The organism is Ideonella aquatica, assembly GCF_018069755.1.
Taxonomy (GTDB): domain Bacteria; phylum Pseudomonadota; class Gammaproteobacteria; order Burkholderiales; family Burkholderiaceae_C; genus Ideonella; species Ideonella aquatica.
The window spans coordinates 201,710-224,598 of record NZ_JAGQDE010000001.1 but is presented as its reverse complement, the minus strand read 5'-3'; the positions used below and the strand labels follow the sequence as shown (position 1 = coordinate 224,598).

Genomic DNA, 22,889 nt, shown 5'->3' with positions numbered 1-22,889 from the left:
CATCGGCCTGATGGGTGAGGCCGCAGCGCGCTACAGCTTCAGCTCCAGCTGGGACCGCAGGCTCAGGTAGGTCTCGTTGCGCGACAGGCTGGTCTCGCCAAAGCTGGTGCTGCGGTTCAGCGCATCCTCGGCCGCCAGGTTGGCGGCGCTCAGGCGCAGCCGGGCCCACGGGGCGATCTGCCACAGCAGGTAGGCATCGACCGACTGCTTGCGGTTCTGGCTGACCCATTGCCGCTCGTCCAGGCGGGTGGCATAGCCGGGGGTCCAGTTGACGCTGGCGCCCACCGTCAGCGGCGTGCCGGCGATGCGCCAGTCGGCGCCAGCATTGAGCGTGGCGCCGGGCTGCTGGTCCAGCCGGTTGTCGGGCCCGGGCACGCCATCCACCTGCGAGCGGAACAGGCTGGCGTTGGCGCGCAGATCCACCGCCGGTGCATCGGGCCACCAGCTGCGCAGGCTGCCGCGGGCCTCCAGCTCCAGGCCGGTGGTCCAGGCGTTGCCCACATTGGCCGGCCGTGCCACCCAGCGCGGCTGGGCCGACCAGGGCACGGTCTCCAGCGTCGTGAGGGTGCGCATCAGGCCGCTGATGCGGCGGTGGAACAGGTTGGCGCTGAGCAGGCCGCCCGAGGGCAGATAGCGCTCGATCGCGACATCGAGGCCCGTGGCCAGCTCGGGCTGCAGGTTCGGATTGCCGGCGCGGTCGGGGCTGGTGGGGGTGTTGTCACCCGGCACCGGGTAGCGGTTGGACAGGTTGGGCAGCGCCATCAGCTGCCCCAGCTGCGGTGCCTTGTAGCTGCGGGTGACGCTGATGCGCAGCTGGTCACGCCCCTTGGGGTCGGGCTTCCAGACCGCGTGCAGCAGCGGCGTCCACACCGACGAGCGGTTCTCCGGGTCGGCGCCGCCGATGTCCTGGCCGCGGGTGGCGATGCCTTCCCAGCGCAATCCGCCAGACAGCGCCCAGTTCGGGTTCAGGTTGAACTCGTCTTGCACATAGGCCGCGGTGCGCAGCGAGCGCGCGCTGAGCTCGGTGCCTAGGGTCCTGAGCTGCGGCACGCCGTCCTGCAGGGTCTGGCGCTCCTCGTTGCGCTGGGCGCCCTCCAGCTCCAGCCCGGCCACCAGCTGATGATCGCCGTCGAGCAGCTGGCTGAACTTGGCGTTCAGGTGCTGGCTGCGCTCACGGCTGTCGCTGCGTTCGTCGAGCGTGCGCCGCAGTTGGCCGTCGGCCTTGAACTCCTGGCGTTGCGACAGGCTTTGGCTGGTGTTCAGGCCCACGCCGCCACGCCACTCGATGCGCCCGCCGCTGGCCAGGTTCTGACGCCACTGGCCGTTCAGGCGCAGCATGCGGTGCGTGAAGTCGCTGTCGGTGAGGCTGGTGGCGTAGCGCGGCGCGTCGCCGTTGTCGTCGCGCAGCACCTGCAGCTGGCTCCGGCGCAGGCTGTCGTTGCCGGCCACCATGGCCGAGGGCATCAGCATCAGCTGGTCGCCGCCGGGCAGCTTCCACTGCAGGCGCGCATTGCTCCAGACCCCGCGGCGGTGGCCATCACTCTGGCTGTCCTCGAGCCACTGCTCGCCGGTGGCGCTGGTCTCGGTGCTGCCGGCGTCGTGGCGCTGGGCGTTCCAGACCGAGACCGAAGTGCTGTAGGTGAGATCCTCGTCAATGCGGTCATCGCGCGACCACGAGACATTGCCCCCCCAGCGCCCGGCCTCGGTGCCCAGCCCCAGCTTGAGGTCGTTCAGGCGCTTGCGGTAGCCCTCGCGGGTGATCACGTTGATCGTGCCGGCAATCGCCCGGGCGCCGGTCTCGGCGGTGGGGGCGCGGATGATCTCGATGCGCTCGACCTGGTCCGGGTCGAGCTGGTCCAGCGACAGGCCGCCGCGCACCGACTCGCCATCCAGCAGGATCTGGGTGTAGCCGCCGCCCATGCCGCGCATGCGGATGTTGCCGCCGCGGCCACTGCGGCCATCGAGCGTGACCCCGGGCAGGCGCTTGAGCAGCTCGCCCAGGGTGCTGTCGCCGTAGCGCTCGATCTCGTCGCGGCCGACCACGATCTTGGACGCGGTGGAGCGGCGCCGCGCCTCCAGGTCCTCGGGGCGGGCCGCCTGCACTTCGACCTGCTGCACCGCACTGGCCGAGGGCGCCGGCGCAGGCGGCGTCGGCTGAGCGATGGCGGGGACGGACAGCAGCGGCAGGGCGAGGCGGACCAGAGGCAGCGACGGGCGGCAGAAACGGGGCATGCAGATCGCCGCGCAGGCGGCACTCGTGGGAGGTTGCGGATCGGGCGACCCATTGTGTTCCAGCCGCCGCGGCAAAGTTCCGCCCGCTACCATCGCGCGGTGAACGACTTCCCTCGCACCCTGAAGCTGCTGACCATCTGGCTGCTGCTGGGCACCCTGGTCTTCCTGGGCATGCAGGTGCTGCTGCACGAGCGACAGCGGCCCCGGCTGACGATCCACGACGGCCAGGTCACGCTGCAGCGCAGCCCCGACGGCCACTTCCACTGGCCTGGCACGGTGGATGGGCGCGAGGTGGACTTCCTGGTCGACACCGGCGCCACCACGACCGCGCTGCCCGGCGCGCTGGCGGCGCAACTGGGGCTGCGGCGCGAGGCCACAGTGCGATCTCAAACCGCTGGCGGCACCGTGATGGCCTGGCAGGGGCGGGCTGATGTCGCGCTGGCCGGCGGGCTGCGTTTCGATGGACTGACCGTCACCGTGATCGACCGCATGGACGGCCCGCCCTTGCTGGGCATGGACGTGCTGCGTCGCCTGCGCCTGGTGCAGGACGGCGCCACGCTGCAAGCCAGCCTGCCATGAACGAGGCCGCGCTGCTGGCCGCCTGCCGCCGCCTGGCGGCCACGCTCGGTCTGGGGGCCGTGCAGCCGCAGGTGATCGGTCGCCACAGCAACCTGGTGGTGCACCTGGCGCCCAGCGCCTGGGTGCTGCGGGTGGCCACTGGCACCGCGGGGCCGCGCGCCCAGGGCGGCCATGCCGAGCGCGAGTTGCGCTTGCTGCGCCACCTGGCCGAGCGTCGCGCGCCGGCCCTGCCACCCGCCCCTCGGTCGCTGGCCGGACCGCACCGGGTGGATGGCTGGCTGATGACGCTGTGGCCCCTGCTGGACCTGGCGCACGAGGCGCCCGATCCGCAGGCTGCCGGCCGCGCACTGGCGCATTGCCATGCCGAACTGCGCACCCTGGCCCACCGCGGCGGGGACGACGAGCGCCCCTGGGCGCCGCTGGACGAGGCGCTGGACCTGCTGAACCACCCACTGGTGCGCCAGCGCGCCGCAGCGCCCGACCTGGCCCTGGTGGGCGCGCGCCTGCGGGCCTTGGCCGCACGGCTGCGCGCCCACCCGGCGCCGCAGCAATGGCTGCATGGCGACGCCCACCGCGCCAACGTGCGCCAGGGCGCGGCCGGCGCCCTCTGGCTGGACTGGGAAGACGCCTGCCTGGGTCCGCTGGAGTGGGATCTGGCCGGCCTGGTGGCCGCCAGCCGTGTGCTGGGCCAGGAGGGCGACTGGCCCGAGGCCGCGCTGGCCGGCTGGCGCAGTGTTGGCCGGCCGGTGGACGAGGCGCTGCTGGCCGACTGCATCGAGGCCCGCACCGCGTTCGTCTGCGCCTGGATCTGGTGGCTGGGCCCCGACGATCCCCTGCGCGCCCCCCGGCTGGCGGGGCGGCTGCGATGGCTGCGTGCAAAAAATTGGGGTTTGTCCTAGAATGGCGGACTGCACTGAAAAAAGTCCTGTCGGATCCATCACCTCACCGAGCCTGCCGCCTGGTTCACTGCCAGCGGCAACACCTCGAGTGGCGGTGCCACCGCCGGTCAGCACTTTCCTCGTTGCTGATTCGCGCATTTCCCCTGACCTCCCCCTGGTTTCTGGCTGTCTGGTTCTGACCAGTGCAGCGCCTTGAAGGCCTGACGACACCCGCCGCGGTGATCGCAGGCGTGGTCGGTGGCAATGTTGTTTTGAGCCCCACCGCGCTCCGCGTCGTGTCCCACCGAAGGGCCACGCCGGTCGCCTTTTTGCCAAGAAATCATGAGTTTTGAATCGCTCGGCCTCGACGAGGCCCTGGTCCGCGCTTTGACCACCGCCGGCTATGAAAAGCCCACCGACGTCCAGGCCCAGGCCATCCCCGCCGCGCTGGCCGGCAAGGACCTGCGGGTGTGCTCCAACACCGGCAGTGGCAAGACCGCCGCCTTCGTGCTGCCCGCGCTGATGAAGGTGCTGGCCGCCCGCAAGGATCCGGCCAACAAGCCCAAGAAGGGCGAGGTCAAGGGCCCGCGCATCCTGGTGCTGGTCCCCACCCGCGAGCTGTCGATGCAGGTGGCCAAGGCGGCCTCCAACTATGGCCGCTACGTGCAGTGGCTGAGCGTCACCAGCGTGGTCGGCGGCGTGCCCTACCCGGCCCAGCTCAAGGCGCTGCGCGGCCCGCTGGACATCCTGATCGCCACCCCCGGCCGTCTGATCGACCACATCCAGAGCGGCAAGGCCGTGCTGGAGAACGTCGAGATGCTGGTGCTCGACGAAGCCGACCGCATGCTGGACATGGGCTTCATCGAGGACATCGAGCACATCGCCGAGCAGCTGCCGCGCCACCGCCAGACCCTGATGGCCAGCGCCACCTTCGCCGGTGAAGTGGGCCGCCTGGCCCAGCGCCTGCAGAAGGAAGATGTCGAGCGCATCGAGATCGCCGCGCACACCGAGAAGCACGAGAACATCGCCCAGCAGATCATGTGGGCGGATGATCTGGACCACAAGCATGCGCTGCTGGACCATCTGCTGACCGAGCGCGAAGTCGACCAGGCCGTGGTCTTCACCAGCACCCAGATCGACGCCGACCGCCTGGCCGACCGCCTGGGCGAGATGGGTCACTCGGTCGCCGCGCTGCACGGCGGCATGCCCCAAGGCCGCCGCAACCGCGTGCTGCAGGGCCTGCGTTCGCGCCACCTGCGCATCCTGGTCGCCACCGACGTGGCGGCGCGCGGCATTGACGTGCCCACCATCACCCACGTCATCAACTACGGCCTGCCGCTCAAGGCCGAGGACTATGTGCACCGCATCGGCCGCACCGGCCGCGCCGGCCGCTCGGGCCGGGCTGTCACGCTGGCCGAGCGCCGCGACGTGCCGATGATCAAGCGCATCCAGCACTACACCACCCAGGCCATCCCGGTGGGCACCGTGGCCGGCCTGGAGCCGCAGCGCCCGGCGCCCGACCTGGTCGGTCGCCCGCCGCGCGGCGGCGCACCGCGCGGCCAAGGCGGCCGCAACTACGGTGGCCAACAAGGTGGTGGCCGCTTCGCCAATGACCGCCCGGGCCACTTCGGCGGCCGCGGCAGCCATGGTCCGCACGGCCATCCGGGCCAGGGCAACCGCGGCCCGCGCCGCGACGACGCCTTCGGCCAGGGCCCGCACGAGCGCACCAACCACGAGCGCCGCGAGGCTTCGCCCTGGGAGCGCCGTGGCGAGCCGCGCCATGACCGCCGCGACGACGCCCGCTTCGACCCGCGCTTCGAGCGCAGCGGCGAGGCCCCGCGCTTCGAGCGCCGTGACGAGCGCCCCGCCCCCGGCGGCCGCCCGTTTGAGCACCGCGGCCCGCGCCGCGAGGGCGACGGCGCCGCGCCGCGCCACCACGCGGGTGGCCCGCGTCCTCAGGCCGATGCCGGCTCGAGCAAGCCGCGCTGGGCCAGCAAGGGTTCGATGCCCGCCGGTCGTCCGCGGAAGTCGATGTAAGTCTGCTGCGGCGCGACCGAGTCGCCCGCCGCATAGACGTGGCGCAGCAGCCGCTGCGCCACCTGCGGATCGAAGGGATCCCCGGCCTCGACGAAGGCGTTGAACGCGTCCGCGTCCAGCACCTCGGCCCACAGGTACACGTAGTAGCCCGCGGCGTAGCCGCCGCCGGCGAACAGGTGCTGAAAGTGGCACAGCCGGTGGTTCATGCCCACCACCTCGGGCAGGCCGATGCGCTGGCACACCTGCGCCTCGAAGGCGCTGATGTCCGTCGGCGGCTCGGCCGCCGCGTGGGCCTCCAGATCAACCAGCGCACTGGCGCTGTAGCGCAGCGTCTCGTAGGCCTGGCACCAGCGCTCGGCCGCCTGCAGCTTGTCCACCAGGGCCTTGGGAATCGGCTCGCCGGTCTGCCAGTGGCGCGCATGGCGCTGCAGCACGCCCGGCTCCATCAGCCAGTGCTCGTAGAGCTGCGAGGGCAGCTCGACAAAGTCGCGCAGCACCTGCGTGCCGGCCAGCCGGTGGTAGCCGGTGACCGACAGCAGGCCATGCAGGCCATGGCCGAACTCGTGGAACAGCGTGCGCGCGTCGTCCAGCGACAGCAGCGTGGGCTCGCCCGGCGCGGCGCGCGAGAAATTGCAGTTGTTCAGGATCACCGGTCGCAGTGCGCCGCGGTTGTGCGAGCCGTACTGGAAATCGCTCATCCAGGCGCCCGAGCGCTTGGTGGGCCGCGCAAAGTTGTCCTGCAGGAACAGGCCGCGGCTCTGGCCGGCGGCATCGAACATCTCCCAGGCCACCACATCCGGGTGGTAGCCGGCGATGTCCGCGCGGCGCTCGAAGTGCACGCCGAACAGGCGCTGCGCGCAGTCGAACATCGCCTCGACCAGGCGGTCCAGCGACAGGTAGGGTTTGACCGCCGCCTCATCCAGGACGTAGCGCTCGCCACGCACCTTCTCGGCCCAGAAGCGCCAGTCCCAGGCCTGCAGTTCGTGGCCGGCGCCGTGCTGGCGCATGCAGTCCTCGACCAGCGCCCGCTCGCCATCGAACGCGCTGCGCGCGCGGCCCCAGACCTCTTCCAGCAGTTCGCGCACCGCGCCCTGGTGGCCGGCCATTGCGTCGGTCAGCGCATGGTCGGCGAAGCTGGCTTGGCCATGCATCGCCGCCTGGCGCTGGCGCAGCTGCAGGATGCGCGCTGCGAGCGGCCGGTTGTCGTGCTCGCCCGCATGTTCGCCACGCGCCACCCAGGCGCGCCAGATGCGCTCGCGCAGGTCGCGCCGCTCGCTGAAGGTCAGGAAGGGCACGACCATCGAGCGGCTCAGCGTCACCAGCCGGCTGCCTTCGGGCAGGCCGCGGTCGAGGGCGGCCTGGCGGCAGGCCTCGCGGAAGTCACCGGGCAGCCCGGCCAGGTCAGCCTCGCCGGTCAGTGACAGGCCATGGCCGTTCTCGTCGGCCAGCACGTTCTGCCCGAAGCGGGCGTTGAGCTCGGCCAGCTCGGCCACCAGGGCCTGGTAGGCCTCGCGCTGGGCCGGCGCGAAGCGGGCGCCGGCACGCAAGGCATCGGTGTGCAGGCGCTCCACCAACCGGCGCTGTTCCGGGCTCAGCCCCGGTTGCTCGCGCTGCGCTTGCAGCTGGTCCAGGCGGGCGAACACGCCCGGGTGGGTGCGCACGGCGGTGTCGTGGGCCGCCATCGGGCCGGCCAGGGCGCGCTGCACCGCCTGCAGCTCGGGCGAGGTGTGCGACGCGGTGAGGTTGCCCAGCAGCGCATCCAGGCGGTAGAGCAGCTCGCCCGAGCGGTCGAGCGCGGCGGCGGTGTTGTCAAAGTTCACCGGCGCGCTCTGGGCCGCCAGCGCGTCGAGCTCATCGCGGTGGCGGCGCATCGCCTCATGCAGCGCCGGCGCGAAGTGCTCGGCACGGATGCGGTCAAAGGGAGGCAGGCCGAACGGACCGGACCAGTCGCTCAGCAGGGGGTTGTCGATCAAGGTCATGCGCGGGCCCGCCGGCAGCACGGGCGGAAACGGAGTGAGGCGAGGATGATGCCAGCACGGCCCTTGTCTGCGGCCCTGTCAGGGTTGATCCGGACAAGCCCCGTACACTCCCGGCCCACCATGGCGCTCAAGTCCACCATCTTCAAGGCCCAGCTGCAGATCGCCGACATGGACCGCTCGGTCTATGCCGACCATGCGCTAACGCTGGCCCGCCACCCCTCCGAGAACGACGAGCGTCTGATGATGCGCGTGCTGGCCTTTGCATTGGCGGTGCCGGCCGACGACTTGCGCGGCCGCCTGGAGTTCACCGCCGGCCTGTCCGACACCGAGGTGCCCGACCTGTGGCAGAAGGACCTGACCGGCCAGTTGGTGCAGTGGATCGAGGTGGGCCAGCCCGACGACCGCCGACTGGCCAAGGCCTGCTCACGGGCCGAGCGCGTCACGCTGTTCGCCTACGGCAGCTCCACGCCGATCTGGTGGCAGGCGCTGGCACCCAAGGTGGCGCGGCTGGACCGCCTGACCGTCTGGCAGGTGCCGGCCGAGGCCAGCAAGGCGCTGGCCGGCCTGGCACAGCGCAGCATGCAGCTGCAGGTCACGGTGCAGGACGGCCAGATCTGGGTGGGCGACGGCCAGGAGACGGTCGACTTCGAGCCGCGGCGGCTGATGCCCGCATGAGGTTCGCGGGCGGCGGCGCTCGCCTATGATGGCCGGCGTCGCGCGGCACCGACCTGGCGCTGCGTCCCCTGGCATCCCCTGACCGCCCACCGGCGCCCCGACGACGATGTCCCTTGCCCTCCGCCTGCTCGCGGCGCCCCTGATGGCGCTGGCCCTGACCATGAACGCTCCGGCCCAGACCCCCGCCCCCGATCCCCACCTGTGGCTCGAGGACGTCAGCGGCGACGCCGCACTGAACTGGGTGCGCCAGCGCAATGCCGCCAGCCGCCCGGTGCTCGAAGCACACCCCGACTTCGCCGCCAACCGCACGCGCCTGAAGGCGATCATGGACTCCAAGGAGCGCATCCCGGTGGCCAGCCGCCGCGGTGAGCACTTCTACAACTTCTGGCAGGACGCCGAGCACCCGCGGGGTCTGTGGCGCCGCACGCCGCTGGCCAGCTACGCCCAGGCCCAGCCCGAATGGGAGCTGCTGCTGGACCTGGATGCCTTGGCCCGCAGCGAGGGCGAGAACTGGGTCTGGAAGGGCGCCAGCTGCCTGGGCGGCCGCTCCAGCCGCTGCCTGCTGCTGCTGTCGCGCGGCGGTGCCGACGCCACCGTGGTGCGCGAGTTCGACCTCGCCACCCGCGGCTTCGTCGCTGGCGGCTTCCAGCTGCCCGAGGCCAAGTCCAACGTGGCCTGGGTCGACGAGCAGCAGTTGCTCGTGGGCACCGACACCGGCCCCGGCAGCCAGACCGAATCGGGCTACCCGCGCGTGCTGATGCTGTGGAAGCGCGGCCAGCCGCTGGCCGAGGCTCAGCGTGTCTTCGAAGCCCAGCCCACCGACGTCGCTGCCGACATCCTCGTCGACCGCACCCCGGGCTTCGAGCGCGTGATGTTCCAGCGCGCGATCGACTTCTACCGCAACGAACTCTTCCTGTGGGAACGCGGCGCCCTGCAGCGCCTGGACAAACCCGCCGACGCCGATCTGAGCTTCTGGAAGGAGCGCGTGCTGCTGCGCCTGCGCAGCGATTGGGCGGTGGGCGGTCAGCGCTGGCCGGCGGGCTCGCTGCTGGTGGGCGACGCCGCGGCCTACCTGGCCGGCAAGCGCCAGTTCACCGCGCTGTTCACGCCCACTGCGACGCGCTCGCTGGCGGGCTACTCCACCACCCGCAGCCGGGTGCTGATCGACGTGCTCGACAACGTCGCCGGCCGCGCCGAGGCCTGGACCCCCGGGGCGGGCGGCTGGAGCCGGCGCGAGATCCAGGCGCCCTTCCCCGGCACGCTGTCGGTCCGCAGCCTGCATGACCCGCAGGTGGCCAACGACCCGCTGGCCGAGGGCTTCTTCGCCAGCTACACCGACTTCCTCACCCCCGACACCCTTTACCAGGGCGATGCCAGCGGCGGCGCACTGAAGCCGATCAAGGCCCGGCCGTCCTTCTTCGATGCCGCAGGCATGCGCGTGGAACAGCGCTTCGCCAGCTCGAAGGACGGCACGCGCGTGCCCTACTTCATCGTCTGGCCCAAGGACGCGAAGGCCGACGGCCAACGCCCCACGCTGCTGTACGGCTACGGTGGCTTCGAGGTCTCGATGAATCCCTGGTATTCGGGCGGCTTCGGCACCGCCTGGTACAGCAAGGGCGGCGTGCTGGTGGTGGCCAACATCCGCGGCGGCGGCGAGTTTGGCCCCGCCTGGCACCAGGCCGCGGTGCGCGAGGGCAAGCAGAAGAGCTACGACGACCTCATCGCCGTGGCCGAGGACCTGGTGGCCACCAAGGTCACCTCGCCGCGCCACCTGGGCATCATGGGCGGCAGCAACGGTGGCCTGCTGGTGGGCTCGGTGATGGTGCAGCGCCCCGACCTGTTCAACGCCGTGGTCTGCCAGGTGCCGCTGCTGGACATGCGCCGCTACCACACGCTGCTGGCCGGCGCCAGCTGGATGGCCGAGTACGGCGACCCCGACAAGCCCGAGGACTGGGCCTTCATCTCGCGCTACAGCCCCTACCAGAACGTCAAGGCCGGCGTGAAGATGCCCAAGGTGCTGTTCGTCACCAGCACGCGCGACGACCGTGTCCACCCGGGCCACGCGCGCAAGATGGCGGCGCGCATGATCGAGCAGGGCCACCCGGTGCTGTACTACGAGAACATCGAGGGCGGCCACGGCGCCGGTGCTGACAACGCCCAGCACGCCGACCGCATGGCGCTGGAATTCGCCTTCCTGTGGCAGCAATTGGGACCGGCGCAGTGAACACGCTGACCATCACCCACCACGCCGACATCGGCCGCTTTGAGGCCATCGTCGACGGCCTGCGCTGCGAGGCCGATTACCGGCTGCAGGACGGCGTGATGGTGATGACCCACACCGGCGTGCCGCGCGCACTGGAAGGCCGCGGCATCGCCGCTCAGTTGGTGGCCGCGGCGCTGGCGCACGCTCGCCAGCAAGGCTGGCGGGTGCAGCCGCTGTGCAGCTATGTGGCGGTCTACATGCGCCGCCACCCCGAGACGCAGGACCTGCTGGCCTCTCGCGGCTGAAGCGGCTGAGCCGCCTACAGCGTCAGCACGCTGCAGCCGGTGGTGGCGCGGGCTTCCAGGTCGCGGTGCGCCTGGGCCACTTGCGCCAGCGGATAGCGCTGGTCGATGCGTATGGCCACCGCGCCCGACATCACCATGCCGAACAGGTCGTCGGCCATGGCTTGCGTGCGCTCGCGCGTGGCGATGTGGGTGAACAGCGTGGGTCGGCTGACGTAGAGCGAACCCTTGCCGCCCAGCACGCCAATGTCCAGCGGCGGCACCTTGCCCGAGGCATTGCCGAAGTTGGCCAGCAGGCCGAAGGGCGCCAGGCAGTCGAGCGACTTCATGAAGGTGTCGGCGCCGACCGAGTCGTAGACCGCCTTGACGCCCTTGCCGCCGGTGATCTCCTTGACACGCGCAACGAAGTCCTCGCGGCGGTAGTTGATGACATGCGCGGCGCCATGCTCGGCGGCCAGCGCGCATTTCTCGTCGCTGCCGGCGGTGCCGATCAGCACCAGGCCCATCGCCCGCGCCCACTGGCAGGCGATCAGGCCCACGCCACCGGCGGCGGCATGAAAGAGGATGGCATCGCCCGGCTGCAACCCGCCCTGCGGCTGGGTGCCGCGCAGCAGGTACTGCACGGTCAGGCCCTTGAGCATCATCGCCGCGCCGGTCTCGAAGTCGATGGCGTCAGGCAACTGCACCACGCTGCGCGCCGGCATCACCCGGCGCTCGCAATACGCGCCCGGCGGCTGGCTGGCGTAGGCGGCCCGGTCGCCCACCGCCAGGTGGCTGACACCCTCGCCCACCGCCTCGACGATGCCGGCGCCTTCCATGCCCAGCGCCAGCGGCAGCGCGTTGGGGTACAGGCCGGTGCGCTGGTAGATGTCGATGAAGTTCAGACCCACCGCGTGGTGGCGGATGCGGATCTCGCCGGGGCCAGGTTCACCCACGTCGCGCTCGACCAGCTTGAGTTGTTCGGGGCCGCCAAAGGCGTCAATCTGGATGGCGCGGCTGCGCAGGCTCATCGGGTGTCTCCTGGGAATTCGGATCGGAACTTGCAACTCGGCTATCGTGCCACCCTTTGGGCCGCGCCGCTGGGACAGGCCCTTTGCACCTGCTGCCGATGACCACTCGCCTGTCGCCCAAGATCGCCCTGCTGCTGACCCTGCCGCCCCTGCTGTGGGCGGGCAATGCGGTGGTCGGCCGGCTGGCGGTGGGCACCGTACCGCCGCTGGCGCTGAACTTCGTGCGCTGGCTGATCGCCTTGGCACTGCTGTGGCCACTGGGCCGCACGGTGCTGGCCCAGCGAGGGCTGATGGGGCGGCGCTGGGGCCACCTCTTGATGCTGGGCATCCTGGGCATGGGCAGCTACAACGCGCTGCAGTACATGGCGCTGCACACCTCCACGCCGCTGAATGTCACGCTGATTGCCGCGAGCATGCCCGTGTGGATGCTGACCATCGGGCGGCTGTTCTACGGCGTGCATCCGCGTCCGCAGGACCTGATCGGCGCCGCCTGCTCGATGGCCGGCGTGCTGCTGGTGCTGGCCCAGGGTCAGCCGGCGCGCCTGCTGAGCCTGCAGTTCGTGCCCGGTGACCTGCTGATGCTGCTGGCCATCGTCAGCTGGGCGCTGTACAGCTGGATGCTGGCGCGGCCGCCCGCGTCGATGCAGGGCGAACAGCGCCCGGACTGGAACTGGGCTGAGTTCCTGCTGCTGCAGATCGGCTTCGGCTTGCCCTTCTGCGGCCTGAGCGCAGGGGCCGAGTGGCTGCTGGCCGACGACGCCCGCTGGCGCTGGACACCGTGGCTGGTGCCGCTGCTGCTGTATGTGGTGATCGGCCCGGCGCTGATCGCCTACCGCTGCTGGGGCTTGGGCGTGGCGACGGTGGGGCCGTCGGTGGCTGCCTTCTTCGGCAATCTCACGCCGCTGTTCGCCGCGCTGATGTCGGCGGCATTGCTGGGTCTGTGGCCGCAGTGGTACCACGGCGTGGCCTTCGTGGCCATCGTCGCCGGCATCGTCATCTCGTCACGACGCTGAGCCGCGGCGCAGGCGCAGCACCATCTGCCGCGCGGCCTCCGATGGCCGCGGCGTCAGCAGGCTGACCACCACGGTCACCACAAAGCCCAGCGGCACACCGAACACCCCGGCCGAGATCGGCTGGATGCCCCACCACAGCCGCACCGGCCCGCTCTGGCCGAACAGGCCCCTCAGCCACGGGTCGGTGGTGGCCATGTACCAGAAGCACAGGCCCAGGCCGGCCAGCATGCCGCTGGCCGCGCCCCATTTGTTGGCACGCTGCCAGAAGATGCCCAGCACCAGCGCCGGGAAGAAGGCCGAGGCCGCCAGCGAGAAAGCCGCCGAGACCAGGAACAGGATGTTGGCCGGCTTCTGCGCCGCCACGAAAGCTGCTGCCAGCGCCACCGCCAGCAGGATGACCTTGGCCAGCATCACCCGCCGCGCGGTGCTGGCCTGGTTGTCGACCATGTGGTAGTAGCCATCATGCGACAAGGCATTGGCAATCGTGAGCAGCAGGCCGTCGGCGGTGGACAGCGCCGCCGCCAGGCCACCGGCCGCCACCATCCCCGAAATCACATAGGGCAGGCCGGCGATCTCGGGCATGGCCAGCACGATGATCTCGCTGCCGATGTGCAGCTCGCCCAGCTGCAGGATGCCGTCGCGGTTGACGTCCTCCACCGACAGCAGTGACGGATCCACCTTGCTCCAGTGCGCAATCCACGCCGGCAGCAGATCGATCGGTGTGCCCACCAACTGGCTGAAGACCTCGAACTTGACCAGCACCGCCAGTGCGGGCGCCGTGAGGTAGAGCAGCACAATGAACAGCAGCGACCAGCTCACCGACTCACGCGCCTCGCGCACCGTGGGCGTGGTGTAGTAGCGGATCAGGATGTGCGGCAGCGCGGCCGTGCCCACCATCAGACAGAACACCAGGGCCAGGAAGTTGCGGCGTGAGAGCTCGAACTCGCGGCGCTCATCCACCGTGCCGTCCGGGTTGCCGGCAAAGGGCAGGGCATGGTCCGGCATACCGGCCAGCGGCCGTGCCTTCATCTCCAGCCGCAGACGCTCGCGCTGCCACAGCTCGGCCGCAGCGGCCTCGTTCTTGGGCAACTGCGTCAGCGCGCGCTCGGCGGCCTGGATCTCGCGCTGCGGCGCATTGGCCAGCTTCAGGTCGCTGATGCGGCGCTGGGCCTCGGCGCGGTCAGCGGCCAGTGCCTGCGGCACCTGCTGCAGCTTGCGGCCCAGCTCGTCGGCGCGGGCACGGTAGGCGGCAATGACTTCGCGCTCGCGCGGGTCGGCCTTCAGGGCGCGCTCGGCCTCGCCCAGCTTCTGCAACTGGTAGCCATAAATCGCCTGCGGCACCGGCACCCCGGTCTGTTCCCAGGCCAGCCAGGCCACCGGCACCAGGTAGGCGATGACCAGCACGATGTACTGCGCCACCTGGGTCCAGGTGACCGCGCGCATGCCGCCCAGAAAGGAACACACCAGGATGCCGCCCAGGCCCAGGAACACACCGATCTCGAACGAGGCGATGCTGGTCAGCCGCGTGGTGATCAGGCCCACGCCATAGATCTGCGCCACCACATAGATGAACGAGGCCAGAATGGCTGCCGCCAGGCCGATCACCCGCGTCAGGTGGCCCTCGTAGCGCTCACCCAGAAAATCCGGCACGGTGTAGCGGCCGAAGCGACGCAGATAGGGTGCCAGCAGAAAGGCCACCAGGCAGTAGCCGCCGGTCCAGCCCAGGATGAAGGCCAGGCCCTCGTAGCCGCTCATGTAGAGCGTGCCGGCCAGGCCGATGAACGAGGCCGCGCTCATCCAGTCGGCCGCCGTGGCCATGCCGTTGTAGACCGCCGGCACCCGGCGGCCGGCCACGTAGTACTCGTCGGCGTCGGTGGTGCGGCTCAGAACGCCCACCACGGCATAGATCACCAGCGGTGCGGACAGGAACACGAAGCCGATCGCCGCACGCGGCAGGCCCATGCGCTCCAGCGCCATCATCACGCCGATGAAGACCAGGAAGCACAGCGTGTAGGCGGTGTAGAACAGGTGCAGGCGCCGGCGCAGGCCGCCATCGCCCTCACCGCTCGGCGCGTCAATCGGCTTCATCGGCAGCCACCCCTTCGTCCAGCCGCCGCGCCGCCACCTGATAGATCACCACCAGAGCCACGAAGACCAGCAGCGCGCCCTGCGCGGCCCACCAGAAGCCAAAGGTCCAGCCGAAGAAACCGAAGGACAGCGCGCGCGCGAAGTAGACCACCCCGAAGGCCGCCACCAGCCACAGCGTCAGCAGCGCGGCGGTGAGCCAGCGCACCGAGCGCCAGTAGCGTCGCTGCGCGTCGCTCACCGACACCCCCCCTGCGCCAGGCACAGTCCGATCTTGGCGGCGGTGGCCAGCAGCCACAGGCCCAGCAGCGCCGGCACCATCGCCCGGCCAGCCACGCGCTCAGCGGGCTGCACCATCCAGTCCAGCAGGCGCAGGAAGGGGTTGGCGCCAGGCGCCACGCCCGGCAGCCGGCGCAGCACGGCCCGGCCCAGCGCCGCCATCAGCGCCACCTCGCACACCAGTTTCAGGCTCGACACCGCCCAGAGCACGTCTTGGAGTCTCCTCGTCGTGGCCGCTGCCTGCGCAGGGCGGCGGCCTGTTGGGTTGGTGCCCGATTGTGGCAGCCCCGGCCCGGGGCTGCGCCCGCGGGCGCCGCATGCGAAAATCCGCGGCTTTCACAGAACACCGCCCGTCATCCGAGGCCGCCCCATGGACATCGAACGCATCAACGCCATCGGCACCACCCTGTCCGACCTCAGCGCCCGCACCGAAGCGCTACGGGGGTATCTTTGACTACGACCGCAAATCGCTGCGGCTGACCGAAGTCAACGCCACCCTCGAGAACCCCGACATCTGGAACGACCCCAAGCGGGCGCAGGAGCTGGGCAAGGAAAAGAAGACCCTGGACGAGGTGGTCGGCACGATCGACCACCTGACCGGCAACCTGTCGGACAACCTCGAGCTCTTCGAGATGAGCAAGGCCGACGAGGATCTCGACGGCCTCGAAGCCATCGAGGCCGAGGCCGCCAGCCTGCGCGAGATCGTCGAGCGGCTGGAGTTCCGCCGCATGTTCAGCAACCCGGCCGACCCCAGCAACTGCTTCATCGACATCCAGGCCGGCGCCGGTGGCACCGAGGCCTGCGACTGGGCCGGCATGCTGCTGCGCCAGTACCTCAAGTATTGCGAGCGCAAGGGCTTCAAGGCCACGCTGGAGGACGAAACCCCGGGTGACGTGGCCGGCATCAAGAGCGCCACGATCAAGGTCGAGGGCGACTACGCCTTCGGCCACCTGCGCACCGAGACCGGCGTGCACCGCCTGGTGCGCAAGAGCCCGTTCGACTCGGCCGGCGGCCGCCACACCTCGTTCGCGTCGCTCTTCGTCTACCCCGAGATCGACGACTCGATCGAGATCGAGATCAACCCGTCCGACGTGCGCACCGACACCTTCCGCGCCAGCGGCGCCGGTGGTCAGCACATCAACAAGACCGACTCGGCGGTGCGGCTGACGCACATCCCCACCGGCATCGTCGTGCAGTGCCAGGACGGCCGCAGTCAGCACAGCAACCGCGACGTCGCCTGGCGCCGGCTGCGCTCGCGCCTGTATGACCACGAGATGAAGAAGCGCATGGAAGCGCAGCAGAAGCTCGAGGACACCAAGACCGATGTCGGCTGGGGCCACCAGATCCGCTCCTACGTGCTGGATCAGAGCCGCATCAAGGACCTGCGCACCAACGTCGAGATCTCCAACACCCAGAAGGTGCTCGACGGCGATCTGGACAGCTTCATCGCCGCCAGCCTGAAGCAGGGCCTGTGAAGCCACGCGCCCTGCTGTTCGACCTGGACGGCACGCTGATCGACAGCATGCCCCTGCACGCCCGTGCCTGGGTGCAGTGGGGTGCCACGGTCGGCCGGCCCTTGTCGGACGACCCGGCGCACTTCGCCAGCACCGCCGGTCGCAGCGGGCCCGAGATCCTGGCCGACATGTTCCCCACCGCCACGCCGGCCGAGATCGAGCGCATGGCGGACGAGCGCGAGCAGGTCTACCGCGCGATGGCCCGGCAGGAGTTGCAGCTGGTGGCCGGCGCCCGGGCACTGCTGCAACGCGCCCATGCCGCCGGCAAGCAGCTGGCGGTGTGCACTGCTGCGCCGCCGGACAATATCGCGCTGGCCTTCGAGCGCTTTGGTCTGGCCGACTGGGTGGCGGTGGTCAGCAGCCCGGCCGACGGCCTGCGCGGCAAGCCCCACCCCGACATCTTCCTGGCCGCCGCCCAGCGCCTGGCGCTGCCGCCCGAGACCTGCCTGGTCTTCGAGGACGCGCCGCTGGGCCTGGAGGCGGCGCGCCGCGCCGGCATGGCCGCCGTCGCGCTGACCACCACGCTGGACGCCGACGCGTTCAGCGCCTTCCCGAACCGGATCGCCACGGTGAGCGACTTCACCACCCTGGATCCGGCCCTGTTGTTCGATTGACCCCCAAGGACGCCCACCATGATGTTGATGCGTGAAGGCTCTGCCCCCCTGATCCGGCGCGAGGACTACACCGCGCCGGCCTACACCATCCGCCAGGCCGAGCTGACCTTCGATCTGGACGCGGCCAAGACCATCGTCGCCAGCAAGCTCAGCGTGCAGCGCGACACCGCGCAGGACAAGCAGCCGCTGCGCCTGCACGGCGAGGACCTGAACCTGCTGCGCGTGCTGGTCGACGGCCAGAGCGTCGCCTTCCGCCACGAGGACGGCCTGCTGGTGCTGGAGGCCCCCGAGGCCGACAGCTTCACGCTGGAGATCCGCAACACCATCGCCCCCGAGAAGAACACCCAGCTCAGCGGCCTGTACGCCAGCGGCTCGGGCCTGTTCACCCAGTGCGAGGCCGAGGGCTTCCGACGCATCACCTACTTCCTCGACCGCCCCGACGTGATGGCCACCTTCACGGTGACGCTGCGCGCCGACAAGGCGAAGTACCCGGTGCTGCTGTCCAACGGCAACCTGGTCGGGCAGGGCGAGCTCGACGGCGGCCGCCACTTCGCGGTCTGGAACGACCCCTTCCCCAAGCCCAGCTACCTGTTCGCCCTGGTGGCCGCCGACCTGGTGCGCCGCGAGCAGCGCGTGACCAGCCGCAGCGGCCAGGAGCACCTGCTGCAGATCTACGTCAAGCGCGGCGACCTGGAGAAGACCGAGCACGCGATGAATTCGCTGATCGCCTCGATCATCTGGGACGAGCACCGCTTCGGCCTGCCGCTGGACCTGGAGCGCTTCATGATCGTCGCCGTCGACGACTTCAACATGGGCGCGATGGAGAACAAGGGCTTGAACATCTTCAACACCAAGTTCGTGCTGGCCAGCCCGGCCACCGCCACCGACGATGACTTCGACGGCATCGAGAGCGTGGTCGGCCATGAATACTTCCACAACTGGACCGGCAACCGCATCACCTGCCGCGACTGGTTCCAGCTGTCGCTGAAAGAAGGCCTGACCGTATTCCGCGACCAGGAATTCAGCATGGACATGAGCGGCAGCGCCAGCGCGCGCGCGGTGCGCCGCATTGCCGATGTCAGCAGCCTGCGTGAGCGCCAGTTCACCGAGGACGCCGGCGCCATGGCGCATCCGGTGCGTCCCGACGCCTACCAGGCGATCGACAACTTCTACACCCCCACCATCTACGAAAAAGGCGCCGAGGTCGTGCGCATGATGCACACCCTGGTGGGCCGCGCCGGCTTTGCCGCCGGCATGAAGCTCTACTTCCAGCGTCATGACGGCCAGGCCGTGACCTGCGACGACTTTGCCCAGGCCATCGCCGACGCCAACCCGGACAGCACGCTGGCGCAGCAGCTGCCGCTGTTCAAACGCTGGTACAGCCAGGCCGGCACGCCGCGCCTGCAGGCCCGCGGCCAATGGGACGCAGACAACGCCACCTACACCTTGACGCTGAGCCAGCACACCCCCGCCACGCCAGGCCAGAGCGCCAAGCAGCCGCAGTTGCTGCCGGTGCGCATGGGCCTGGTGGGCCGCGACGGCCAGCCGGTGGCCCTGCAATTGCAGGGCGAGGCCGGCGCCGCCGGCACCGAGCGCGTGCTGGTGCTGACCGAGGCCGAGCAGCGCTTCGTCTTCACCGGCGTCACGCAGGATGTCGTGCCCTCGCTGCTGCGCGGCTTCTCGGCGCCGGTGCTGCTGGACGATGGCCTGGGCGACGCCGAGCTGCTGGTGCTGCTGGCCCACGACGCCGACGCCTTCAACCGCTGGGAAGCCAGCCAGCGCCTGGCGGTCCATCGCCTGCGCGCGGCAGTGCAAGGCAGCGGCGCGGTGCAGCTCGACGAGGCCTACCTGGGCGCGCTGCGCGCGCTGCTGCTGGACCCGGTGCTGGACCCGTCCTTCAAGGCGCGGGCGCTGCAGCTGCCGGTCGAGACCTACCTGGCCGAGCTGATCACGCCGGTCGATCCGCAGCGCATCCACGCTGCCTGCGAGTCCTGGCTGGACCAGGTCGCAGCCTGCCTGCAGGCCGACTGGGCCGCCACTTTTGACGCCATGCAGGTGCGCGAGGGCTACCGCCCCGACGCCACGCAGAGCGGCCAGCGCGCGCTGGCCAACCTGGCCTTGGCGATGCTGGTGCGCCACGCGGTGGCCACGGGCGACGCGGTGTGGCCGGGCCGCGCCTTCCAGCGCGTCAAGGACGCGACCAACATGACCGACCGCCTGGGCGCGCTCGAGGCCCTGGTCAACGCCCATGCCCCGCTGGCCCAGCCGGCGCTGGAGCGCTTCCTGGCGCTGGCCGGCACCGAGGCGCTGGTGGTGGACAAGTGGTTCCAGGTGCAGGCCCGCGCCGCCGAGAAGGACGGCCGCGTCTTTGCCCGCGTGCGCCAGCTGCTGCAGCATCCGCAGTTCACGCTGTCCAATCCCAACCGGGCGCGGTCGGTGCTGAGCTCGCTGGTGATGTTCAATCCGGCCGCCTTCCACCGCAGCGACGCCGCCGGCTATGTGCTGTGGGCCGACATGGTGATCGCGCTGGACGCCGCCAACCCGCAGCTGGCCTCGCGCATCGCCCGCGCGCTGGACCGCTGGACCGCGCTGGCCGAGCCCTACCGCAGTGCCGCCCGCGAGGCGATCGCCCGCGTGGCCGCCAGCACCCGGCTGAGCGGCGACGTGCGCGAGATCGTCACCCGCGCGCTGGACGCTGCCTGATTTCACGTCTCACGAGGATCCACCCATGAGTTCACGCATCTCCCTCACCCGCTACCTGGTCGAGCAGCAACGCGAGCACGGCCACATCCCGGCCCAACTGCGCCTGCTGATCGAGGTGGTGGCCCGCGCTTGCAAAAGCATCGCCATCTCGGTCAACAAGGGCGCTCTCGGCGAAGTGCTGGGCTCGGCCGCCTCTGAAAACGTGCAGGGCGAGATCCAGAAGAAGCTCGACATCATCTCCAACGAGGTGCTGATCGAGGCCAACGAGTGGGGCGGCCACCTGGCGGCCATGGCCTCCGAGGAAATGGACAGCATCCACGTGGTGCCCAACCGCTACCCGCAGGGCGAGTACCTGCTGCTGTTCGATCCGCTGGACGGCAGCAGCAACATCGACGTCAATGTGTCGATCGGCACCATCTTCTCGGTGCTGCGCAAGGTCAACAACCAGCGCGGCATCAGCGAGGAAGACTTCCTGCAGCCTGGCAAGCAGCAGGCCGCCGCCGGCTACTGCGTCTACGGCCCGCAGACCACGCTGGTGCTGACCGTGGGCACCGGCGTGGCGATGTTCACGCTGGACCGCGAAACCGGCTCCTGGGTGCTGACCGAGGACCAGGTGCAGATCCCCGAGGACACCAAGGAGTTCGCGATCAACATGTCGAACATGCGCCACTGGGATGCCCCGGTCAAGCGCTACATCGACGAGTGCCTGCAGGGCAAGGAAGGCCCGCGCGGCAAGGACTTCAACATGCGCTGGGTGGCCAGCATGGTGGCCGACGTGCACCGCATCCTGACCCGCGGTGGCGTCTTCATGTACCCCTGGGACAAGCGCGATCCCGACAAGCCCGGCAAGCTGCGCCTGATGTACGAGGCCAACCCGATGGCCTTCCTGGTCGAGCAGGCCGGCGGTCTGGCCACCAACGGTCGCCAGCGCATCATGGACATCGTGCCTGGCAAGCTGCACGAGCGCGTGGCGGTGGCCCTGGGCTCGAAGAACGAGGTCCAGCGCGTCACCGACTACCACCTGAGCCCACTCGCCTGAGCGGGCCCCCGGGCACTCGCCGCCGCCACGGATTTCGGTCTATAATGCCAAGTTCGCCGGTGTAGCTCAGTTGGTAGAGCAGCGCATTCGTAATGCGAAGGTCGGGAGTTCGACTCTCTTCACCGGCACCATATTCAACGCCCCGCTGGTCGGGGCGTTGTCTTTGGTGGCCCAGGCCTGCAAACGGCCAGAAGGCTGACATCGCACGGCAACAGGCACCGCGCCGGCCCCACTGCCATTAGGGAGTGCAGCCGACCTCGAACCGACCGATAAAGGCGTCCCCGCTGCTTGGAGGCGCCCTTGGGCGCCGGTGGTCGCGATGACAGTCCCCTCCAGCCCTGCCAGCAGTCCCGCTGCCGCACTCCCGGTGGCGGTGCGCGCGGGCGCGGCCGGCTTGCCCTGGGTGGGCCGGCTGCTGGACACCCTGGGCCTGTCGTCCGTCGAGCCGGACCAGCCGGCCGATCTGCTGCTGCACTTGGTGGGCCCGGCAGATGTGGCCTCGCTGCTGCAGGAGCTGCAAACCTGCCGCGCCCACGCTGAACCCTGCCGCGTGCTGGTGGCGGCCATCGACCTGGATGAGGCGGCGCTCGATGCGCTGCTGTGCGCCGGCATTTGCGACTACCTGCGCCTGCCGGGCGAGCTGGCCGACCTGGCGCTGCGCGTGCGCCGTGCACTGGGGCGGCTGCAGTCCGGCGCCGAGTCCGGCGCCGCGCTGGCGCCGCATCCGCACCTGCGCGGCCTGGTCGGCAACAGTCCGGCCTTCGTGCAACAGCTCGCCCGCCTGCCGGCCTATGCGCGCTGCGATGCCAACGTGATGATCCTGGGCGACACCGGCACCGGCAAGGAGGCCTGCGCCCAGGCGATCCACTACCTGTCGCCGCGCGCTGGTGCGCCCTGGGTGGCGGTCAACTGCGCCGCCATCCCGGCCGATCTGATCGAGGCCGAGCTGTTCGGTCACGTACGCGGCGCCTACACCCATGCGCATGCCAGCCGGCAGGGCCTGGTGGGCGAGGCCGAGGGTGGCACGCTGTTCCTGGACGAGGTGGATTCACTGCCTTTCGCGTCGCAGGGCAAGCTGCTGCGCTTCCTGCAGGAGAAGGAGTATCGGCCGGTCGGCTCCTCGCGGCTGCTGCATGCCAACGTGCGGGTGATCGCCGCCAGCAACCGGGCGCTGACCCATCTGGGCGCGGCCCAGGGCTTCCGCCAGGACCTGCTGTACCGGCTGAATGTGCTGACGCTGCACCTGCCGACGCTGCGCGAGCGCCGCAGCGACATTGCCCAGCTGGCGCTGCACTTCCTGCAGGCCGCTGGCGCCCAATGGCGCCGTCCGGCGCCCTCGCTGACGCCGGCCGCACTGCGCCGCCTGCTGGGCCACGACTGGCCGGGCAATGTGCGTGAGCTGCGCAACGTCATCGAGCGGGCCGTGCTGCTGTGTCCCGGCGACCTGCTGGATGCTGCCGACATCGACTTCGACGGGGCCCCCGGCACCTCACCGATGCCCAGCGACGACGAGTCCTTCCGCGCCGCCAAGGCCCGCGTGGTCGACGATTTCGAGCGCCAGTACATCGAGCATCTGCTGGCCAGCCATGGCGGCAACATCACGCATGCCGCGCAGGCCGCCAAGAAGAACCGGCGCGCCTTCTTCGAGCTGATGCGCAAGCACCAGATCGCGCCGCAGCACTTCCGCGATCCGCTGCGCGGCGCGGCCTGATTCCCCACCTTCCCCTGCGCCAGTCCTGCCGGCACC

General features: G+C 70.4%; 17 protein-coding genes and 1 tRNA gene. 12 read left to right on the top strand and 6 right to left on the bottom strand.

Annotated elements, in window-relative coordinates:
* Positions 1–30 precede the first annotated feature (30 nt).
* Positions 31–2,232, bottom strand: coding sequence for a TonB-dependent receptor plug domain-containing protein (locus KAK06_RS01010; RefSeq protein ID WP_210799819.1), 2,202 nt, complete (start codon positions 2,230–2,232; stop codon positions 31–33).
* A gap of 99 nt (positions 2,233–2,331) precedes the next feature.
* On the opposite strand from KAK06_RS01010, the gene KAK06_RS01005 reads away from it, so the two are divergent.
* The 3 genes from KAK06_RS01005 to KAK06_RS00995 all read left to right on the top strand — a co-directional run bounded on the left by KAK06_RS01005 (position 2,332) and on the right by KAK06_RS00995 (position 5,726).
* Positions 2,332–2,811: a retropepsin-like aspartic protease family protein gene (locus KAK06_RS01005; RefSeq protein WP_210799818.1), complete on the top strand. Its 480-nt coding sequence runs from the start codon at positions 2,332–2,334 to the stop codon at positions 2,809–2,811.
* Entirely contained in the window at positions 2,808–3,710 is a 903-nt protein-coding gene (locus tag KAK06_RS01000; RefSeq protein ID WP_210799817.1) for a phosphotransferase, read from the top strand. The genes KAK06_RS01005 and KAK06_RS01000 overlap by 4 nt, the downstream gene beginning before the upstream one ends.
* Before the next feature lie 321 nt (positions 3,711–4,031).
* On the top strand, positions 4,032–5,726 hold the full coding sequence (locus tag KAK06_RS00995; protein WP_210799816.1) for a DEAD/DEAH box helicase: 1,695 nt from the start codon (positions 4,032–4,034) through the stop codon (positions 5,724–5,726).
* Here KAK06_RS00995 and KAK06_RS00990 read toward each other — a convergent pair.
* Positions 5,645–7,705, bottom strand: coding sequence for a M3 family metallopeptidase (locus KAK06_RS00990; protein ID WP_210799815.1), 2,061 nt, complete (start codon positions 7,703–7,705; stop codon positions 5,645–5,647). The two genes, KAK06_RS00995 and KAK06_RS00990, sit on opposite strands and share 82 nt — an antisense overlap.
* 120 nt (positions 7,706–7,825) lie before the next feature.
* Between KAK06_RS00990 and KAK06_RS00985 the strand changes: the two genes are divergently transcribed.
* From KAK06_RS00985 to KAK06_RS00975, 3 genes are all read left to right on the top strand, one after another.
* Positions 7,826–8,380 (top strand): YaeQ family protein, encoded by a 555-nt coding sequence (locus tag KAK06_RS00985; protein ID WP_210799814.1) that lies wholly within the window; start codon positions 7,826–7,828, stop codon positions 8,378–8,380.
* Positions 8,381–8,486: 106 nt separating this feature from the next.
* Positions 8,487–10,604, top strand: coding sequence for a prolyl oligopeptidase family serine peptidase (locus tag KAK06_RS00980; RefSeq protein ID WP_210799813.1), 2,118 nt, complete (start codon positions 8,487–8,489; stop codon positions 10,602–10,604).
* Complete coding sequence (locus KAK06_RS00975) at positions 10,601–10,888, top strand: GNAT family N-acetyltransferase (protein ID WP_375140865.1); 288 nt, start codon at positions 10,601–10,603, stop codon at positions 10,886–10,888. The genes KAK06_RS00980 and KAK06_RS00975 overlap by 4 nt, the downstream gene beginning before the upstream one ends.
* A 14-nt stretch (positions 10,889–10,902) precedes the next feature.
* Here KAK06_RS00975 and KAK06_RS00970 read toward each other — a convergent pair whose 3' ends face one another.
* Positions 10,903–11,895, bottom strand: a complete 993-nt coding sequence (locus KAK06_RS00970) for a quinone oxidoreductase family protein (RefSeq protein WP_210799812.1) — start codon at positions 11,893–11,895, stop codon at positions 10,903–10,905.
* Between the two features lie 98 nt (positions 11,896–11,993).
* Here KAK06_RS00970 and KAK06_RS00965 point away from each other — a divergent pair, with 98 nt between their 5' ends.
* On the top strand, positions 11,994–12,908 hold the full coding sequence (locus tag KAK06_RS00965) for a DMT family transporter (RefSeq protein WP_210799811.1): 915 nt from the start codon (positions 11,994–11,996) through the stop codon (positions 12,906–12,908).
* On the opposite strand, the gene KAK06_RS00960 is transcribed toward KAK06_RS00965, so the two are convergent.
* The 3 genes from KAK06_RS00960 to KAK06_RS00950 are packed head-to-tail and all read right to left on the bottom strand — an operon-like array spanning position 12,897 to position 15,470.
* Positions 12,897–14,996, bottom strand: a complete 2,100-nt coding sequence (locus KAK06_RS00960; RefSeq protein WP_210799810.1) for a sodium:solute symporter family protein — start codon at positions 14,994–14,996, stop codon at positions 12,897–12,899. The genes KAK06_RS00965 and KAK06_RS00960 overlap by 12 nt on opposite strands.
* Positions 14,983–15,234, bottom strand: a complete 252-nt coding sequence (locus KAK06_RS00955) for a sodium/substrate symporter small subunit (protein ID WP_310741008.1) — start codon at positions 15,232–15,234, stop codon at positions 14,983–14,985. The genes KAK06_RS00960 and KAK06_RS00955 overlap by 14 nt, the downstream gene beginning before the upstream one ends.
* Entirely contained in the window at positions 15,231–15,470 is a 240-nt protein-coding gene (locus tag KAK06_RS00950) for a hypothetical protein (RefSeq protein ID WP_210799808.1), read from the bottom strand. The genes KAK06_RS00955 and KAK06_RS00950 overlap by 4 nt, the downstream gene beginning before the upstream one ends.
* A gap of 1,273 nt (positions 15,471–16,743) precedes the next feature.
* On the opposite strand from KAK06_RS00950, the gene KAK06_RS00945 reads away from it, so the two are divergent.
* From KAK06_RS00945 to KAK06_RS00925, 5 genes are all read left to right on the top strand, one after another.
* A complete protein-coding gene (locus KAK06_RS00945; protein WP_310741007.1) occupies positions 16,744–17,400 on the top strand; it encodes an HAD family hydrolase in 657 nt (218 codons plus the stop codon).
* Positions 17,401–17,427: 27 nt separating this feature from the next.
* Positions 17,428–20,103 carry an aminopeptidase N gene (gene pepN, locus KAK06_RS00940; protein ID WP_210799807.1) on the top strand — a complete coding sequence of 892 codons (2,676 nt, stop codon included), beginning with the start codon at positions 17,428–17,430 and terminating at the stop codon, positions 20,101–20,103.
* Positions 20,104–20,128: 25 nt separating this feature from the next.
* A complete protein-coding gene (locus tag KAK06_RS00935) occupies positions 20,129–21,142 on the top strand; it encodes a class 1 fructose-bisphosphatase (protein WP_210799806.1) in 1,014 nt (337 codons plus the stop codon).
* A gap of 55 nt (positions 21,143–21,197) precedes the next feature.
* Positions 21,198–21,273: transfer RNA gene (locus tag KAK06_RS00930), tRNA-Thr, on the top strand.
* Positions 21,274–21,461: 188 nt separating this feature from the next.
* A complete protein-coding gene (locus tag KAK06_RS00925) occupies positions 21,462–22,853 on the top strand; it encodes a sigma-54 interaction domain-containing protein (protein ID WP_210799805.1) in 1,392 nt (463 codons plus the stop codon).
* Positions 22,854–22,889: the final 36 nt, after the last annotated feature.

Coding starts and splice junctions, on each gene's coding strand:
- KAK06_RS00935 (WP_210799806.1), top strand. CDS start 20,129: ATGAGTTCACGCATCTCCCTCACCCGCTACCTGGTCGAGCAGCAACGC.
- KAK06_RS00995 (WP_210799816.1), top strand. CDS start 4,032: ATGAGTTTTGAATCGCTCGGCCTCGACGAGGCCCTGGTCCGCGCTTTG.
- pepN (WP_210799807.1), top strand. CDS start 17,428: ATGCGTGAAGGCTCTGCCCCCCTGATCCGGCGCGAGGACTACACCGCG.
- KAK06_RS00925 (WP_210799805.1), top strand. CDS start 21,462: ATGACAGTCCCCTCCAGCCCTGCCAGCAGTCCCGCTGCCGCACTCCCG.
- KAK06_RS01010 (WP_210799819.1), bottom strand. CDS start 2,232: ATGCCCCGTTTCTGCCGCCCGTCGCTGCCTCTGGTCCGCCTCGCCCTG.
- KAK06_RS00960 (WP_210799810.1), bottom strand. CDS start 14,996: ATGAAGCCGATTGACGCGCCGAGCGGTGAGGGCGATGGCGGCCTGCGC.
- KAK06_RS00970 (WP_210799812.1), bottom strand. CDS start 11,895: ATGAGCCTGCGCAGCCGCGCCATCCAGATTGACGCCTTTGGCGGCCCC.
- KAK06_RS01000 (WP_210799817.1), top strand. CDS start 2,808: ATGAACGAGGCCGCGCTGCTGGCCGCCTGCCGCCGCCTGGCGGCCACG.
- KAK06_RS00965 (WP_210799811.1), top strand. CDS start 11,994: ATGACCACTCGCCTGTCGCCCAAGATCGCCCTGCTGCTGACCCTGCCG.
- KAK06_RS00985 (WP_210799814.1), top strand. CDS start 7,826: ATGGCGCTCAAGTCCACCATCTTCAAGGCCCAGCTGCAGATCGCCGAC.
- KAK06_RS00990 (WP_210799815.1), bottom strand. CDS start 7,705: ATGACCTTGATCGACAACCCCCTGCTGAGCGACTGGTCCGGTCCGTTC.
- KAK06_RS00980 (WP_210799813.1), top strand. CDS start 8,487: ATGTCCCTTGCCCTCCGCCTGCTCGCGGCGCCCCTGATGGCGCTGGCC.